The sequence below is a fragment of the Blastococcus sp. VKM Ac-2987 genome, from assembly GCF_026967805.1.
GTDB lineage: Bacteria > Actinomycetota > Actinomycetes > Mycobacteriales > Geodermatophilaceae > Blastococcus.
Genome location: NZ_JAPVBG010000003.1, coordinates 403,981 through 421,298, shown reverse-complemented (window position 1 = coordinate 421,298; position 17,318 = coordinate 403,981). Strand labels below are relative to the sequence as shown.

The 17,318-nt window shown below is 73.3% G+C and carries 13 protein-coding genes; 7 read left to right on the top strand and 6 right to left on the bottom strand.

What is annotated here, in order from left to right:
- Positions 1-88 precede the first annotated feature (88 nt).
- The 3 genes from O2W17_RS17260 to O2W17_RS17250 form a co-directional block, all read right to left on the bottom strand.
- The gene (locus O2W17_RS17260; protein WP_269193677.1) at positions 89-838 is read right to left on the bottom strand and encodes an alpha/beta fold hydrolase; all 750 of its coding nucleotides are present in this window, start codon (positions 836-838) and stop codon (positions 89-91) included.
- 133 nt (positions 839-971) lie between these two features.
- Complete coding sequence (locus O2W17_RS17255; RefSeq protein ID WP_269193676.1) at positions 972-3,683, bottom strand: helix-turn-helix transcriptional regulator; 2,712 nt, start codon at positions 3,681-3,683, stop codon at positions 972-974.
- Between the two features lie 312 nt (positions 3,684-3,995).
- Complete coding sequence (locus tag O2W17_RS17250; protein ID WP_269193675.1) at positions 3,996-4,349, bottom strand: nuclear transport factor 2 family protein; 354 nt, start codon at positions 4,347-4,349, stop codon at positions 3,996-3,998.
- A 78-nt stretch (positions 4,350-4,427) separates the two neighbouring features.
- Here O2W17_RS17250 and O2W17_RS17245 point away from each other — a divergent pair, with 78 nt between their 5' ends.
- On the top strand, positions 4,428-5,225 hold the full coding sequence (locus O2W17_RS17245) for a MerR family transcriptional regulator (protein WP_269193674.1): 798 nt from the start codon (positions 4,428-4,430) through the stop codon (positions 5,223-5,225).
- Between the two features lie 30 nt (positions 5,226-5,255).
- On the opposite strand, the gene O2W17_RS17240 is transcribed toward O2W17_RS17245, so the two are convergent.
- Positions 5,256-6,296, bottom strand: a complete 1,041-nt coding sequence (locus O2W17_RS17240) for an NAD(P)-dependent alcohol dehydrogenase (protein ID WP_269193673.1) — start codon at positions 6,294-6,296, stop codon at positions 5,256-5,258.
- Positions 6,297-6,432: 136 nt separating this feature from the next.
- Here O2W17_RS17240 and O2W17_RS17235 point away from each other — a divergent pair, with 136 nt between their 5' ends.
- Positions 6,433-7,329 carry a helix-turn-helix transcriptional regulator gene (locus O2W17_RS17235; RefSeq protein ID WP_269193672.1) on the top strand — a complete coding sequence of 299 codons (897 nt, stop codon included), beginning with the start codon at positions 6,433-6,435 and terminating at the stop codon, positions 7,327-7,329.
- Between the two features lie 247 nt (positions 7,330-7,576).
- Here O2W17_RS17235 and O2W17_RS17230 read toward each other — a convergent pair whose 3' ends face one another.
- Positions 7,577-9,028 carry a family 14 glycosylhydrolase gene (locus O2W17_RS17230; RefSeq protein WP_269193671.1) on the bottom strand — a complete coding sequence of 484 codons (1,452 nt, stop codon included), beginning with the start codon at positions 9,026-9,028 and terminating at the stop codon, positions 7,577-7,579.
- Between the two features lie 983 nt (positions 9,029-10,011).
- Between O2W17_RS17230 and O2W17_RS17225 the strand changes: the two genes are divergently transcribed.
- The gene (locus O2W17_RS17225) at positions 10,012-11,040 is read left to right on the top strand and encodes a sensor histidine kinase (protein ID WP_331254320.1); all 1,029 of its coding nucleotides are present in this window, start codon (positions 10,012-10,014) and stop codon (positions 11,038-11,040) included.
- A 26-nt stretch (positions 11,041-11,066) separates the two neighbouring features.
- Here the strand turns inward: O2W17_RS17225 and O2W17_RS17220 are convergent, their stop codons facing one another.
- A complete protein-coding gene (locus O2W17_RS17220) occupies positions 11,067-13,679 on the bottom strand; it encodes a SpoIIE family protein phosphatase (protein WP_269193670.1) in 2,613 nt (870 codons plus the stop codon).
- A 230-nt stretch (positions 13,680-13,909) separates the two neighbouring features.
- Here O2W17_RS17220 and O2W17_RS17215 point away from each other — a divergent pair, with 230 nt between their 5' ends.
- The 4 genes from O2W17_RS17215 (at position 13,910) to O2W17_RS17200 (ending at position 17,228) form a co-directional block, all read left to right on the top strand.
- Positions 13,910-14,239: an MFS transporter gene (locus O2W17_RS17215; protein WP_269194394.1), complete on the top strand. Its 330-nt coding sequence runs from the start codon at positions 13,910-13,912 to the stop codon at positions 14,237-14,239.
- A 173-nt stretch (positions 14,240-14,412) separates the two neighbouring features.
- Positions 14,413-15,168: a type 1 glutamine amidotransferase domain-containing protein gene (locus tag O2W17_RS17210; RefSeq protein WP_269193669.1), complete on the top strand. Its 756-nt coding sequence runs from the start codon at positions 14,413-14,415 to the stop codon at positions 15,166-15,168.
- A gap of 310 nt (positions 15,169-15,478) precedes the next feature.
- Positions 15,479-15,856, top strand: coding sequence for a DUF2267 domain-containing protein (locus O2W17_RS17205; RefSeq protein WP_269193668.1), 378 nt, complete (start codon positions 15,479-15,481; stop codon positions 15,854-15,856).
- Between the two features lie 106 nt (positions 15,857-15,962).
- Positions 15,963-17,228: a DUF2254 family protein gene (locus tag O2W17_RS17200; RefSeq protein ID WP_269193667.1), complete on the top strand. Its 1,266-nt coding sequence runs from the start codon at positions 15,963-15,965 to the stop codon at positions 17,226-17,228.
- Positions 17,229-17,318: the final 90 nt, after the last annotated feature.

The window sequence follows — 17,318 nt, the reverse complement described above, 5'->3', positions numbered from 1 at the left end:
CGCGCTGGGTGTCGGCGCCGTGCCGACCGCCCCGGGCCCGCTCCGTCAACCGGAGCACGGAGCGGGCGGGACGGTCGCGAGCGGCGTCTCAGCCGGTTGTCGCGCGGGCGGCCTCGACGATCAGGTCGGCGACCGCGCCGGGCCGGGACACGGCCACGGCGTGGGAGGCGTCGACCTCGACGGCCGTGGACTGCGCGCGCTGGGCCATGAAGGTCTGCGCCTCGGCCGGGACCGCGAGGTCCTGCCGCGTGACCAGGGTCCAGGACGGGATGGTCCGCCAGGCCGCCGCCGTCGCCTTCTCCTCCAGCGCCTCGCTGGTGATGGGCCGCTGCGTCGCGACCATCAGCTCGGCGACCTCCGGCGGGACATCGGCGGCGAACACCTGCCGGAACTTGTCCGGCTGGATGTACAGGTCGGTCACCGTGCCGCCGTTCCCGTCGGGGACGGGCACGGGGTCCAGCGCGGACCCCAGTTCGTTGCCGGGGAACTTCCCGGCCAGCTCACCGGTGCTCTCCCCTTCCTCGAGCAGGAAGCTGCCCACGTAGACGAGCGCCCGGACGCCGGGGTACCCGTCCGCGGCCACGCTCATCACCGAGCCGCCGTAGGAGTGGCCGGCCAGCACGATCGGGCCGTCCACCTGGTCCAGGACGCTGCGCAACTGCTCGGCGTCGGCGCGCAGGCCCCGGAGCGGGTTGGCCGCCGCGATGACCGGGTAGCCCTCGCTCCGGAGCTGCTCGATCACCCCGTTCCAGCTCGCGGACTCGGCGAAGGCGCCGTGTACGAGCACCACGGTGGGCTTCTCCTGGGCCGTCGTGCGCTCGTCGGTGTCGATGGTCATCGTCGTTCTTCTCGATCCGCAGCGACCGGGACGACCGGTTCGGCCGCGTCAGCGCTGATGGACCGACCGTAGGAAGCGAGGCCCTCTCCTCGCGTACGTCAGATGACCGTCGCGACGACGGTGGATCGGCCGGTCACGGGCCGATCGCGGCACGCAGGGCGACACGAGAGGTGATCCCCAGCTTCGGGAAGATCCGGTGCAGGTGCGTGCCGACCGTCCGGTGCGAGAGGTACAACCGCGCGCCGATCTCCCGGTTGGTCAGCCCGTCGGCGGCCAGCCGTGCGATCAGCAGTTCCTGCGGGCTGAGCTGCTCGCGCGCCTCCGGGGTGCGCGGCCTGCTCTGCTCCCCCGACGCCCGCAGTTCCTGCCGCGCCCGGTCGCCCCAGGCAGCGGCTCCCAGGGCGTCGAAGGTGTCCCGCGCGGCCCGCAGCGGGGCACGGGACTCCGCCGCCCGCCGGCACCGCCGCAGCCAGGCCCCGTGGGCCATCTGCAGCCGGGCACGGGCGAAGGGCCAGGCGCCCAGGTCGGCCGCGAGGCCCGCCGCGAAGAGCTCCTCGGCCTCGTCCTCGGGGGCCAGGAGCGCTCGGCCGTAGCGCAAGCCGATGTGCAGCACGGGTGACGGCGTCCGCGCCGCGATCGCCTCGAGGTCCGCGACGATCGGCTCGACCTCGGCCCGGTGCCCGCTGTGGACGGCGGCCTCCACCAGGTCGCCGACGGCGAAGCTGCGCACCACGGGGTGGTGGGCGGGGTCGGCGGGGTCGGAGAGGCGCACGAGCTGGTCCCAGGCCGCCTGGTGCAGCCCCAGGTCGAGCGCGACGATGCCGCGGGCGAACTGCACGCCCGCGAGGACGGCGTTCGAGTCCACCTGCAGGCCCAGCCGGGCCGCCTCGGCGAGGCGTTCCTCGACGTCCTCGGAGCCGCAGACCGCGGAGACCACCGACTGGACCACCAGGGCCACGGTCCCCATGAGCGGCTGGGCGGAGTCGGCGGCGAGCCGGGCTGCCTCGTCCGCGGCCGTGGCGGCCAGGTCGAACCGCCCGACGTTGAGCGCACTCCACGCCTGCACGGCCAGCGCTCGGCCCAGGAGGCCGAGCCGACCGTCGCCCCGGAGGCCGGTCACCGCCGACGTCAGGAACTCGACGGCGAGCGGGAAGTCACCCACGACGCTCGCCGCCTCGCCGGCGGCCTGGGCCCGCGCCGTGTCGAGCGGGCCCTCGGAAACGGCGCGCAATCGTTCGTGGAGCATCGCCCCGCGGTCGAACGGCGCCACGTACGAGAGCACCTCGAGCACGAGCACGTCGTCCGGGTCGAGTGCCTGCTCGACGACCTCCAGCAGGTGGGCGCGCGCCTCGGGGCCCGGCTCGGCCCACCAGCACCGCAGCGCCGCGGCCCGGACGAACCGCAGCGACTGGTCGGCCCGGCCGTCGGCCGCGGCCGCGGCGGCGACCTCGGTCAGCATCCGGGTGCCCGCCCGGACGTCGTGGATGCCCTCCTCGAACCCCTCCCGGATCACCGTCATGCGGGCCCGCTCCCGGGCCGGGACGTCGAGGACAGCGGCCTCGCGCAGGAGGCGGTCGACGACGTCGGGCCGCCCCCACTCGAAGGCCAGCTCGGCCGCTCGCAGGTAGCGCCGTGCCCGCTCCACCGGGTCGGCGGTCAGTCGGGCGGCGCGCTCGAGCGCCGCCTGCGCCGCAGCCGCGCCACCTCGGCGCTGGGCGCGGGCCGCGGCGTCCTCCAGTTCGGCGGCGACCGCGTCGTCCGGCACATCGGAGGCGACAGCCCGATGCCAGATCTGCCGGTCGGCGCCGCGCAGCGTCCCGGCCAGCGCGATGTGCGCGCGCTGCCGCTCGGCCAGTGGAGCCCGCTGGCGGATCGCGTGGCGGACCAGCGGATGACGGAAGGTCAGCTTCCCACCGTCGGCGGTGACCAGCCCGACCTCGACGGCCGGGGTCAGTGCCTCCGCGGTCACCTCGTCGCCGCGGAGTGCGGACGCCGCGGCCAGGACCTCTCCCAGGTCGCCCTCGTCCTCCAGGGCGGCGACCAGCAGCAGGTCCCGGGTCGCGTCGGCCAGCCCGGGGAGGCGGGCCGCGAACGCGCGCTCCAACCGTGCAGTCAGCGTCGGGGGCGCCCAGTCGTCCCGCGCGCCCTCCAGGGGCAGCTCCACCAGCGCGAGCGGGTTCCCCGCGGCCACGGCCAGCAGACGCCGGCGCACGGCCGGATCGAGCTGCGGTGCCCGGCGCGCCAGCACGTCCTCGGCGGAGCGACGATCCAGGCGCTCCAGGCGGTGCTCGCCCAGCACCGGGCCGGCGAGGGCGGGCGGGTAGCCGTCGCGCTGAGCCGCCACCATCACCACCGCTTCGGACTCCAGCCGCCGCGCGACGAAGCCGAGGACGTCGGCGCTGGGCCGGTCGAGCCAGTGCGCGTCGTCGACCACGAGCACGAGGGGCTGGTCCCCGGCGCTGTCGCTGATCAGCGTCAGGGCCGCCAGCCCGATCAGGAAGAGCTCCGGTGCGGCGTCGTCGGTCATGCCGAAGGCCGCCTTCAGCGCGCGCCGCTGCGGAGCGGGCAACGCGGGGAGGCGACCGAGCAGCGGCCGGACCAGCTGGTGGAGGCCGGCGAACGGGAGCGCTGTCTCGGACTCCACGCCGGTCGTGCTCAGCACCCGCAGCCCCCGTCCGGCCGCGGCTTCGCACACGTGGCGGAGGAGGGCGGACTTCCCGATCCCGGCCTCGCCACGGACGAGAACGGCGGCACCGCGGTGCTGCACATCGAGGAGCAGCCGATCGAGCGCGCCGATCTCCGCGTCCCGGCCCACCAGGCCGGCTGTCGTCTTGTCCGCGCCCATCTGCGCCCACCACCGTCCGGCTGCCGCGCGCCCTCCTCGACGACGGCAAGGTAGTGGGCGCGGGACAACCAGGTATAGGTCCGATACGAGGTCTCCGGTTCTGATATGGCGGGTCGCTCGCGGCCGCCGTCCGGCGGGTCACCGGCTCCCTGCTGTGCGCTGTCGAGGACGGGCCGTCCTGGTCCGAAGCCAATGCCGACAGGCTCACCGGTCGCCGGGCCACGCACATCCGTCGGATGACGGTCGTCGACCTCATCTGCACCCGCAGCGCGGCCCGTCCCGCGCACGCCGACGACGACGACGCCGCGGTCGTCACGGCGCGATGACGAGCTCCGCGACGAGGTCGCCGTCCATCGCGAAGCGGTAGCGCAGGTCGACGACGCCACCAGGGAAGTCGCCCTCCAGATGCTTGGTGGCGACCCAGTGCGCGTCGTCGGAGCGCTCCGCGGCGACGAGGGTGCTGGTGTACGTGAACTCGGCCCCGGCCTTGGCCAGGAAGCGCCGGATCTCCTCGGTCCCGCGGTAGGTGATGCCGTCGTCGACGACCACGGCGGTGGGCGTGAACGCGCGGAGCGCGGTGTCCGCGTCGCCGGCGTCGTGCGCGGCGAGGTAGCCCCGGATCATCACGGGGAGCTGGTCGGGCTGGATGCTGGTCGGTGAGGTCATGTCCTCACGGTGCGGCCTCCCGATGCGGGAGGGGCAAGCGCTGGACCCTCCCCTGGGGAGAGGGTGCACAGTGCACGCATGCTGGCGATCGGCGAGTTCTCCCGGCTGACCCACCTCAGCGTGCGCACGCTGCGCCGGTACCACGACGCCGGCCTGCTGGAGCCCGCTGCGGTGGACTCCACGACCGGGTACCGCTACTACAGCGCAGATCAGATCCCGACCGCCCAGGTCATCCACCGGCTGCGGGAGCTCGACGTCCCCCTGCCCGACGTCCAGCGCATCCTGCGCTCCCCTGACCCGGGTGCCCGGGCCACCCTCGTGGCCGACCACCTGCAGCGGCTCGAGGCAGAGCTCGATCGGACCCGCTCCGCGGTGGCGTCGCTGCGCCGGCTGCTCCGGCCGGATCCGGCCCCGTTGGACGTCGAGCTCCGCGCGGTCCCGGCGACGACGGTGGCCGCGGTCGAGGACGACGTGGCGCACGAGGAGGTGCTCGGCTGGTACGCCGGCGCCATGGCCGAGCTGGACGCCGTGGTCCGCCAGCCGACCGGCGCTCCGGGCGGGCTCTACGACAACGCGCTGTTCGAGGACGGCCGCGGGCACCTCCTCGTGTACCGCCCGACGGCGGAACCGCCACGCAGCGGCCGGGTGCACCCGGTCACCCTGCCGGCCGTCGAGCTCGCCGTCACCACCCACGCCGGCGAGCACGACGACATCGACGTCACCTACGGCGAACTCGGGACCTGGGTGGTGGCCAACGCACTGGCCGTGGCCGGCCCGGTGCGGGAGATCTACCTCGTCGGGCCACGCGACACCCCCGATCCGGACGCCTGGCGCACCGAGATCGGCTGGCCCGTCTTCCGGATGACCCCGCGATGAGCCAGCAGCCGGCCCGGTCCGCCATCGAGGTCACCGCAGGGTGGACGCGTCGATGACGAACCGGTAGCGGACGTCGGAGGCCAGCACGCGCTCGTAGGCCTCGTTCACCTTTGCGGCAGGGATGATCTCGACCTCCGCGCCGATGCCGTGCTCCGCGCAGAAGTCGAGCATCTCCTGGGTCTCGGCGATCCCGCCGATCATCGAGCCGGCGTACGTGCGCCGCCCGCTGATCAGCGACATCACGTCGAGGCTCAGCGGCTCGGCCGGTGCGCCGACGTTGACCAGCGCGCCGTCCACCGCCAGCAGCGACAGGTAGGCGTCGACGTCGATCGCCGCGCTCACGGTGTTGAGGACGAGGTCGAACCGGCCGGCCAGCTCGGTGAATGCCTCCGGGTTGCTGGTGGCGAAGTAGGCGTCGGCACCCAGCCGCAGGCCGTCCTCCTGCTTCTTCAGCGACTGCGACAGCACCGTCACCCCGGCGCCCATGGCGTGAGCCAGCTTGACGGCCATGTGGCCCAGCCCGCCCAGTCCGACGACGGCGACGCGCTTGCCGGGCCCGGCGCCCCAGCGGCGCAGCGGCGAGTAGGTGGTGATGCCGGCGCACAGCAACGGCGCGGCTGCGGCCGGGTCGATGCCGGCCGGCACGCGCAGGAGGTAGCCGGCGTCGACGACGACGTGGGTGGAGTAGCCGCCCTGGGTCGTGCTGCCGTCGCGGTCGGTGCCGGCGTACGTGGGCACCATGCCCTGTACGCAGTACTGCTCGTCGCCGGCCCGGCAGTTGGCGCACTCGCCGCAGGAGTTGACCATGCAGCCGACGCCGACCCGGTCGCCGACCCGGTGGCCCGTGACCTCGGCGCCGACCTCGGTGACGAGGCCGACGATCTCGTGGCCGGGGACGACGGGGAACGGCTGCGGCCCCCACTCGCCGCTGACGGTGTGGATGTCGGAGTGGCAGATACCGGCGTACTCGATCTCGATGAGGACGTCGTTCGCGCCGACCGGGCGGCGTTCGATGGTGGTGGGGGCCAGGGGCTGGCCGGCGGCGGGGGCGGCGTAGGCGTTGACGTGCATGGGGTGCTCCTCGCGACGTGGTCTGGACGGGTGTCGGACCCACGGAACGCGTTGGAGCCCTCGGGTGGGAGGGCGGGTTTGTGGGGGGTAGAAGCTCGACCTCCCTCCACCGGCGCAGCGACGTAGCGTCGATCGGGTGGACAACCGCGCGGACATCCGGGGCTTCCTCACGAGCCGGCGCGCCCGGATCACCCCCGAGCAGGCAGGGCTGCTCCCCGGCGGCGGACGACGACGCGTACCAGGGCTGCGCCGCGAAGAGGTCGCCGTCCTCGCCGGGGTGAGCACCGACTGGTACACCCGGCTGGAGAAGGGGCACATCAGCGGCGTCTCCGAGGACGTGCTCGTGGCCGTCGCCCGGGCACTGCAGCTCGACGACGCCGAGCGGACGTACCTGTTCGACCTGGCGCGCGCCGCCCGTCCGACCCGTGCGCCGCAGCGCCGCAGCAGGGCGCAGCTCCAGCCACGCGTGCAGTGGATGCTGGACACGATGACCGGGTCGGCCGCGTTCGTCGCCGACGGCCGGCTCGACATCCTCGCCGCCAACACCCTGGGTCGGGCGCTGCACTCGCCGATGTTCGACGACCCGCGGCAGCGGGCGAACTTCGCTCGCTTCCAGTTCCTCGACCGCAGGTCGCGCGACTTCTACCAGGACTGGGAGGGCGCGGCGACCATCACCGCCGCCCTGCTCCGCGCCGAGGCCGGCCGCCGGCCGCACGACACGCACCTGCGCGAGCTCGTCGGGGAGCTCTCGACGGTGAGCGATGAGTTCCGCACCCGCTGGGCCGCCCACGACGTGCGCATCCACCACGACGGCACCAAGCAGTTCCACCACCCCGTCGTCGGCGCGCTCGCCCTCGGCTACTGCACCCTGGCGCTGCCCGCCGAGGACCGCTCGGACCTCCGCCTGACCATCTACACGGCGGTCCCCGGGTCGGCGTCGGAGGACGGCTTGAAGGTGCTGGCGAGCTGGGCGGCGACCCAGGCGACGTCCTCGGCGGCCGGACAGGCGGCTCCAGCAGCCGACCAGCCCTGACCTGGGCGCCGGAGGTCCTCGACGTCGTCGACGTCCCGGAGCCGGAGGCCGGTCCGGAGCAGAAGCTCTACGACGCCTCCGCCGCAGGAGTCAACTTCGCCGACACCCACCAGCGGCTGTCTCCCAACTGACCTGAGGCGGGCCGTGGGCTGCTGTGGCGGCTACCCCACCGCCGGGCGGCCGCAGCTCTCTGCGCCAGCACAGGGAACTGCCGGTTCCACCCGGCGGTGACACCGCCGCCGCGTCGTCAGATGTCGGGGTTGTACGTCGCGATGAACTTCGCATATCGATCTGCCCCGGTGCCCGTGGACACGTCACCGATGCGAAGCACGGTCAGCCCGAGGTAGCCCCACATCTCGAAGGCCTCGTTGATGTTGTCCCAGCCCTCGTCGGACGTGACGCCGCCGGCGAGCGCGTTCTCGCCCTTGAGCTCGACGCCGGCGCGGTAGGCGTAGTCGCCGATCCAGCCGACCAAGGTCTGCGCCAGCGAGTAGGCGGGCTCCCCCGGGTCGTCGTCCATCTCGAGCGCGGTGAAGTGCATGACCACCTCGCGGGGGCCGCCGTCGAACCGGTTGGCCAGCTCGACGACCCGCTGGTAGCCGTGCCCGGTCTTCCAGGAGTCGAGGTCGATGCTCGTCTGGATCAGGCCGGTGGTCACCTCTGCGGCCCGCGGATGGGCGGGGTTGGTCATCGACCAGTGAATCCCCGGCACCTTGTAGCCGATGTCGGCATCGGGGAAGTCCTCGCCGAGGGCGTCGATGACCGCCCACAGCACGCGCTCGCCGTGCTCGACGAGCGAGCCGTTGTACCAGTCCACGAAGTCGCGGCCGTACTGCGTGTCCAGGTAGTCCAGGCCGGCGAAGAAGGCGTCGGCGTCCTCCGGCGGGGTGATCTCCTGCACCGACGCGAGGTGGGTCCCCCAGGCGGCGTTGATCGCTTCCAGGGAGCCGTACCGGTGCAGCATCTGGCTGCGGAGGTCCTGCACGGCCAGCGGGGAGTAGGCCTGCAGTGCACCCCGGGTCGGGTAGCCAGTGCCCTCGTCGTGCTGGTTGTAGGAGGGGTACCTCAACTCGCCGGACGGGCCGAGGGAGACGTTCATCTCGATCACCTCGTCGGCATAGACGTCCCCGTACTGCTGCTCGAACGCCTCGGTGAAGTCGCGGTACTCGTCCATGACCAGCTGGTCGGCCCAGCCCTGCACGCTCTCGGCGCTGTGGTTCCCCTGCTCGCTCTGGTGCTGGAGTCCCGTCGCGCCGAGCTCGATGCCGCGGTAGGTGACATCCGCGTACTTGGGCCACAGCCACGACGGCAGCAGGCTCGTGTAGTCGTCTCCGACGTTGCCGCCGGCCTGGTGGAACGACAGGATCGGCGCCAGGTCCAGGCCCTTGGACGTGATCACGTCGAAGACCTGGTCGTAGTAGCTCCAGTCGAACTGGTTGTCGGCCACACCCTCGACGTCGCCCCACCACACGTCGACGCTGACGGCGTCCACGCCATAGGCGGCCACGGTCTCGAGGTCGGCTTCGAACGTCGCCCAGTCGGTCACCTTCAGCGGTGCCATGACGTTCGCGGTGAACTCCGGGTTGTCCAGCGCCACAGGCCCGGGGGGGACCGGGCCGTCCGCAGGAGTGGCCTGGGCGCCGCTGGCGCCGGCGAGGAGCAAGCTCAGGACGGCGAACGTGACTGTGACGTGTCTCACACCCGGACACCCTGCCAGCCTCTCGCGCCGGGCTGCGGTTCAGTCTCCGGTCTAATACGTCTTCCCGGCGTGTCCTGCCCGACTCGCGGTCCTGAGCGGGCCGCAGACCTCGCCCCTGCGCATGATGGGCCTCGCTCAGCCCCAAGATCCACGGACGCCCGACCTCGAGGTCTGCACATGCAGTGGGTCGGGCATCTTCGCCCGCTGGCTGCAGCGGATACCCGCGTCAAGCGACGCCCGCCAGCCCGAGGAGAACTGCCCTGCGCCCAGGGCCCTAGCCTCACCCGCATGCGCGCTGTGCAGATCACCGCTTCGGCGGGCCCGAGGTCCTCGACGTCGTCGACATCCCGGAGCCGGAGGCCGGCCCCGGGCAGCAGCTCTACGACGTCTCCGCCGCCGGCGTCAACTTCGCCGACACCCACCACCGTCGGAGTGCTCAGTCGGCCCGCCGAGAGGCACGGACCGCTCGACATCGAGCCCCATTCCATGGCTCTCTGATCCCACCATTCAGTTGCCACGCGGCTCCGCCCCGCAGCGCACGTCCGTGTGAGCCGTTCGCCCGCGGAGCGCCGGGCATCGCCGGAGGCACTCGGTCCGAGTGCGCGTCGGGCCGGGACGAAGGCCGAGATCAGGTCGCTTGAGCAGCGGCTACAGGGGTCGGGTCCCGCCCCTGAACGACACCGAGGCCCGCTCTCCCTGCGGCGACTTCTTCGCGAGCAGCGGCCGGCGGACTTCGTCAGCTCTGCACTGGCCGCCGGCGACCCGGCGCCGGAGACCGTTCGGCAGCTGAAGGGCAGGGTGCTCGAGCACCAGGCCGAGCCGCGAGACGACGCCCGCATCGTCATCCCGGAGTGGCTCACCGGCGACACGGAGCAACTTCAGCCCTAGGCCCGCCACTCGTGTCGCACGACGACACAGCCCATCTCCCCGGTGGCTCGTACCGAAACCGCAGCTACCGTAGACCGGAGCCGCGCCTACCGAGCGTGAGCGGCACGACATGGGGGTTGGACGCGTTGGGCCTCGAACACACGGGGGACGCCGACCGGCACGGCAGCACGACCGGCGCCGGGCCGGGCGGGTGCGCGGTGCCGGATTTCCGGCATGACGCGCTGCTCTACGACTCGGCCGAGGACCTGGTCGACCTCGCCGCCCCGTTCCTGCTCGAGGGCCTGGCCGCCGGTGACGGCGCGGTGATCGCTGCCAGTCCGGAAGCCACCGCCGCCCTCCACGACGCGGTCGGGAACCACCCCCTGGTCCTGGTGCTCGAGCGGCACGCCCTCTACCGCGCACGCACGCCGACGGCGATCACCACGTTCCGCGGACTCGGTGAACAGGCGGGCGACGGCCAGCGGATCCGGGTCGTCGGCGAGGTGGACTTCGGCACCACCGTCGCTGACTGGACCGAGTGGCAGCGCTACGAGGCGGTCATCAATGCCGCATTCGCGCCCGCACCGCTGTGGGGGTTGTGCTTGTTCAGCACCGACCTGCCCGAGCCGCTGCTGGCCACCGCCAGGCACACCCACCCGCAGCTGGTCAGCCGCGCCGGCCGGGCGACGAACGGCGACTACGTCGACCCGGTGACCTACCTGGCCGGCCTGCCGGTGCCCGACGAGCCGTTGGAGCGCACGCCGCCGGCTCTGGCCGCCGACGACGTCACCGACTTCATCGGGCTCCGACGGACCATCCGCCGTCACCTGAGCATGGTCGCCGGACCAGATGACCTGCTGGAGGACTTCCAGCTCGCCGTCGACGAGATGACCTCCAACGCCGTCCGGCACGGCCACCAACCGGTCAGCCTGCGGCTGTGGACCGCGCCGGGTCAGCTGGTGTGCACCATCAGCGACGCCGGAACCGGCCCGGCCGACCCCTTCGCCGGGTACGGGCCCGCGCACGGCGAAGACCTGTCGGCCGGCGGGATGGGGCTGTGGCTGGCCCGCCAGCTGTGCGACCACGTGGCACTGCGCCGAGATGCACACGGCAGCAGCGTCCGGCTCACCACCCGCTGGGCCTGAGCAGGCCGCCTACCCGGCTGCGTAGGTCAGTCCACCGGGAAGCCCGGCGGCACCCGGTGCGGGCCGGCCTCCGGCGGGCGCGGCCGGTCCTGCGGGTGCAGCCGCACGGCGACCAGCGCGACGTCGTCGTCGGGCGCGTCGGGCAGCATGCGGGCCAGCAGCTCGTCGCACAGCTCGTCCAGCTCCCGGCCGGCGAGCTCGGCCAGCACGGCCTCCAGCCGAGCCGTTCCCGCGTCGAGGTCGGAGTTCCGGCGCTCGACGAGCCCGTCGGTGTACAGGAGGACGACCACGTCCCGCCCCAGCGTCACCTGCGACTCCCGGCGTACGGCCGCAGCGTCCACACCGAGCAGCAGGTCCGTGTGCTCGGTGGTCAGCGCGGTCACCGTGCCGTCGGAGGCGATCGTCATCGGCGGCGGATGGCCTGCGTTCGACCAGCGCAACCGGGTCAGCCCGGCTTCGCGCTCGGCGTCGGTCTGCTCCAGGCGCGCGATCAGCGTCGTGGCCAAGATCGGTGACTGCAGGGTCTCCATCACCTGCCCTACCTGGCGCAGCACTGCAGCCGGGCCGTCGTGGTCCAGAGCGCCGATGGTGCGCACGATGCTGCGGATCTGACCCATCGCCGCCGCGGCAGCCACGTCGTGCCCGACGACGTCGCCGATGACCAGCTGGGTCGCACCCCCTGGCTGCATGAACGCGTCGTACCAGTCGCCGCCGACCTCTGCCGACTGAGCTGCGGGCACGTACCGGACGGCGATCTGCAGGTGGTCGGGTTCGGGCGGAGCGGTGAGCAGCGACCGCTGGAAGCCCTCTGCCAGCCCACGCTGCTGCCGGAACAGCCGGGCGTTGTCCAGCACCAGCCCCGCCCGCGCGGCGACGTGCCGGGCGGTGACCAGGTCCTCGGCAGAGAATCCGCCCCGGTCGGTGCCGTTGGCCAGGGTGAGCATCCCGACCGAGCCGTCCCGCCCAGGTAGTGGGAGCACCACCACTGCTTCGGGTGCCAGCGCCCGGAGCGCATCGTGCATCGGCCCGGGGGTGAGCCTCGTGAGGGCTCGCGCGGTCGCGTTGGCGTCGAGGAGCTGCAGCTGACCTGTCCGCATGGCCCGCTTGAGGACCGCGTCGTCGGAGACGGCAGCCAGCCGGACCTGGGCGTAGCTATCCAGGATCTCCTGCATCGCGGGGTCGGCGTGCTGGGCTGCGGCCGGGCGCAGGCCGCGCCGGACGCCCGCGGCCTGGTCATCCACGCTGAGAGTGACGATGCACCAGTCGGTCAGCGCCGGAACGAGCAGCCGAGCCAGCCGGTCGGCGGCCTCGTCGGCGTCCAGGGTGCCGACCAGCTCCTCGGTGATTCGGCCCAGCAGCCGCTCCCGCCCGGCTGCCCGCTCCGCCTGCTGCTGCGCCGAGGCCCGGGCGGTGACGTCGACGAAGTGCAACGCAACCGCTGCTGGGTTCGGCACGGCGCGCACCTCGACCCAGACGTCCAGCGGCTGGGGGTAGTACGCGTCGAAGGACACCGGCTGCCCGGTGCCGGCGGCGCGGCGGTAGTGGTCCTCGAACTCGGTGCCGACGGTGGCCGGGAACGCCTCCCACAGCGTGCGGCCCAGCAGCTTCTCCCGGGGGAAGCCGGCGATCCGCTCGGCCTCGGCGTTGACGTGCGTGATCACCCAGTCGGTGTCCATCGCGAGGAAGCCGACCGCCATCGACTCGACCGCCTGAGCTGCCAGGGTCAGCGGCTCCCGCTGGGCGGTGGTGTCGTGCACCACGCCCACGAGGCGCGAACCGACGCCGTCTCCACCGCCGACCACCTGCCCTCGGGCGGCGAGCCAGCGGTGCGCGCCGTCGGCGAGGACGATCCGGTATTCGGCGTCGTAGGTCCCGCCGGTGTCGACGGCGTGCTGAACTGCAGCCACGACATCGGCGAGGTCGTCGGGGTGCACGTGGGCGTACACGTCCTCGGGCCGGCCGGAGAAGCCAGCCCGGTCCATCCCCGACAACTCCAGCAGGCGGTCATCCGCGGTCAGCGCGCCGGTGGCCAGGTCCAGGTCGAAGGTGCCGGCCTGCCCGGCGTGCAGCGCCAGCAACCACCGGGACCGGTCGAACTCGCGTTCGGCGAGCAACTGACGCGCGTGCGCCGCGGACTCCTCCGCCCGGGCGACGGCGGCGTCGGCGCGTAGCTGGGCAGCCCGCATCCGCAGCTCCGAGGCGCACGCTTCGGCCAGGTCGGTGAGCACCGCCAGGTCCTCGTCCCTCCACTCCCGCGGCCGGCTGTCGATGGCGCACAGCGAGCCCACGACCTGGCCGTCGGCGTCGGTCATCGGAACGCCGGCGTAGGCGATGACGTGCAGGTCGGGGATGGCCAGGTTGTCGGCGACCAACGGATCGGTGCGCGCGTCGGTGATGACCAGCGGGGCGGCCGAGCGCACCACGTGCTGGCAGAACGAGTGGCTCAGCGGCGTCCTACGCGTGGACTGCCAAGGCTCAGGCAGCCCCAGCGCGCCCGGGAACACCTGCTCGTCGGCCGACACCATGGTCACCAGCGCCACGGGGACGTCCAGCTGCCGACGCACCAGCCGGGCGAAGCGCTCGAACGCCGCATCCGACTGCGCGGGCAGCGCGGTGCCCGCAGGTAGCGAGCCAGTCACAGAGTCCCCCTAGGACAGGGACACGGACGTGAGGTCCCACGGAGTCAGCTCGCTGATGGTACCGGGCGCCGCTACGCCCACCGATCCGTCGATTCCCGGTCAGGGAGGGATGCACAGCTCCCCGGGTGGACTGCAGGCTATGGGCGATCGGACGGGTGCTCCGGGGGCGCTCTCCGACGTGATCAAAGCGGCCCTGGCCCGGTGACGAACGCGCCAAGCCCATAGCCTGACTGCATGCGCCCGCCCGGGCCCGGCGCCGCACCGGCGCCTACCTGTGGGGCGTGTTCCAGGACGCGGAGGATCCCGAGCTCTTCCTGGAGACGTTCACCGTCACCACGTGGCGTGAACACCTGCGCCAGCACGTCGAACGGGGCACGGTCGCCGACGCCGCCTTGGAGGAGCGGGCACGCGCCTACCTCGTCGGGAACACGGTCGTGCGGCACCTCGTCTGGGCCTACGCGGTGCCCGCGGCGCGGGCCGACACCGAGCCGGAGGTCATCCCGGACGCGCTTCCCGAGCCGGCTCCGACGGCCGCACCGGCTGCGGCGGACCCGCCGTGAGCCCGGACGTCATTCACCGTGGTCGCCCGGGAAGGTGTCCGGCCGCCCGGTGCGGGTACTCCACTCACCGCTGAGCAGCCGGCGAGGTGCGAACGACCGTGGCGCCGCCGATCGAGCTCCCGCTACCCGGGCAGTTCCGTCGTCCGTGCGCCATCAGGCAACAGGGGGACGCCATGCCCACCAGACGCCGGCTCAAGGGCCGGACCATCGCTGCCCTGGCGGCCGACGGCTTCGAGAAGGTCGAGTTGGTGGTTCCGCTGCGAGCGCTGAAGGCGGCCGGCGCCACGGTGGACGTCGTGTCCCTGCGGCGCGGGCGGATCCGCGGGGTGAACCTGCACATGCCGGCCAGCCGGGTCCGCGTGGACCAGCCGGTCGACGACGCCGATCCCGCCCACTACGACGGGCTGCTGCTGCCCGGCGGGTTCATCAATCCCGACCTGCTCCGGCAGTCCGCCGCAGCACGGGAGTTCGTCCGCGCGTTCGCCGCACGTGGCAAGCCCATCGCCACCCTCTGCCACGGACCGTGGGTGCTCGCATCGGCGGGCCTCCTGGACGGACGGACCCTCACCTCCTGGCCCGGGATCCGCGACGACCTGGTCAACGCCGGTGCCACCTGGCTCGATCGGGAGATCGTCCGGGACGGCAACCTGACCACGAGCAGAGGGCCCCAGGACATGACCGCCTTCGTCCGGGGGATGCTCGACGCCTTCGCGGAGACGTCACCGGAGCCGGCGACGACGACACCGGGTCGGGAATCCGACCGGCAACGCGAGGCCCCCGTCGGCTGGGCCGTCACCGCGCTGCGCTGGTCGCCGAAACCCTCAGCCGCCGCCGTCGTGGGCGTCGGCCTGGCCGCTGCCGTCCAGCGCGCCCTGCGTGTCCCGCCTCCGCGCAGCGGGTGGGCCCGGATGGCAGGTCGTGCCAGATGATGTCCCGGACCGTGGTCGCCGCTGCGCGCGGTGAGTGGTGCGGCGGCCCACGTCGACGTCTGGGCGCCGGGACGGTCACGACCGCGGCTGTCGGTCAAGGCGCCCCTGCCCACGACCGCGCCGGCGGCAGCGAGCGATGTCCTGCCAGGCGCAGCGCAGCTGAGGCCGGTCGGCCGCCCCACCGGTCGCCGGACGGCGCGCGAATCGGCAGGTCTGCCGATGGCCTCCCCCCGGCGGCACCCGCCAGGGTGGGGGCACCGGGCGGTCGGTCCCTCGCGTCCGGATCAGGCAGGGATCGCGAGGAGGAGCTTTGCAGTACGACGACTACATCTCGTCCGTCCAGGTACGCAGCGGACGCCCGCACGACGAGGCCGAGACTCTCGTCCACGCCACCCTGCGCGTGCTGGCACAGCGGCTGACCGCCGGTGAGGCCGACGACCTGCGTGCCCAGCTGCCCGGGGAGCTGCACGCCGACCTCATCCCGCCGGAACCCGAGGCACAGCCCTTCCAGCCGGACGAGTTCGCCCGGCGGGTCGCGCGGATGGCGCGCGTCCCCGAGGCGCAGGCGCGGGAGGGCATGGTCGCCGTGCTCGCCACGACCCGCGACGCGGTCGAGCCGGGCGAGTTCGACGACGTGCTGTCCCAGCTGGGTGGGGAGTTCGCCCAGCTCGTGGCCCGGTCGGGGTAGGCCGGCGGTGGCGTCCCCGACGGGAACGGAACCGCGGCGCCCTCGGGCCGAGCGGCGACTCTCCGCGGCTCCCGGCACCGGGACGCCGACCGACCACCCGGTGGTCGTGGCGCTCCTGTACGTCGCGGGCGGGGCGGCCCTGGCGGCCGGGACGCTGACGCTCGACCGGTGGCTCGGCCCGGACGGGACGCCGTCCTGGTTGCACGTCGGCACCTCCGTCGCGCAGGCCCTGACCACCGGCTTCGGCTCGAGCCTGCTCTTCGTGATCTCGGTCGTCTTCATGGTCCGGATCTACGCGCTGCAGATGAGCGCGGAACCGTTGTCCGCCCGGGTCCGACGTCGCTTCCTGACCGATCCGGTGCAGCGCCACGCGATGGGCGCCCTCGTCGGCTCGATGACCTTCGTGATCCTCGTCGCCCGGGCAATCCCCGACCCGGACGCCGGTGGTTCCGTGCCCCAGGTGTCCGTGGCCGTTGCATGCGCCGTCCCGGTCATGGCCGCGATGCTGGTCCTCTTCGCCCTCCGCAACGCCACCCACTGGGGCGAGATCGGCCGCATGATCCGCTGGATGACCGACAACTGCCTGCGCCTCATCGAGGTCACCCACCCGCCGCTCGAGCGTGGCCACTCGGCCGACCCCCCGGACACGGTGCCCCGGGGAGGCGACGACGGTCCGGGGCGTCCGGTGCTGGCGCAGGACAGCGGCTGGATCCAGCGGATCGACCTCGACGCCGTGCTCGACGCCCTGCCGCCGCGGACGACCGTGGAGCTGTCGGTGCACGCCGGGGACTTCGTGTCCGAGGGGATCCTGCTGGCGACGGTGCGGAACGGGTCGGACGGAGAGCCGGACGAGAGCGTGTGCTCCGCCGTCCGCTCGGCCGTCGTGATCGGCGCCGACCCGACGCTGGAGCAGGACCTCGGCTACGGGCTCACCCTGCTCGTGGACATCGCCGAGCGCGCCGGCTCCCAGAGCAGCAGCGACTCGACCACCGTCCGCGAGGTCGTCCTCCACCTCGGCATCGTCCTGCGTGCGCTGCTGCTGCGGGATCTGCCACCGAGCTGGCGGACGGCGAGTGCCGGGCGCGCGGTGGTCCTTGCCGACGAGCAGGGCTTCGGCGACTACGTCTCCACCGCCTTCGAGCGCATCCGCCTGGCGGGCGCCCAGTCGCCGACGATCGCCCGCTGCCTGCTGAGCACCATCGAGATGCTGGTGGCCCAGCTCGAGGACGCAGGCCTTCCCGACCGCACCGGCCCGCTCCGGCGGGAGGCGCGCCTCGTCCTCGACAGCGCGAAGGAGTCGCTGACGCTGTCCGCCGACTACGAGCGCCTGTGCGACCAGGCCTCCCCCTGGCTGGCCCCGGTCCGGTCGTGAGCCCGGCCGGGACCCCGTCGGGCCAGCGGTGACGAGTCCGGGTCCCCGGCCCTCGATCACGACAGCGCACCCGCGTCGCGCGGTGGACAC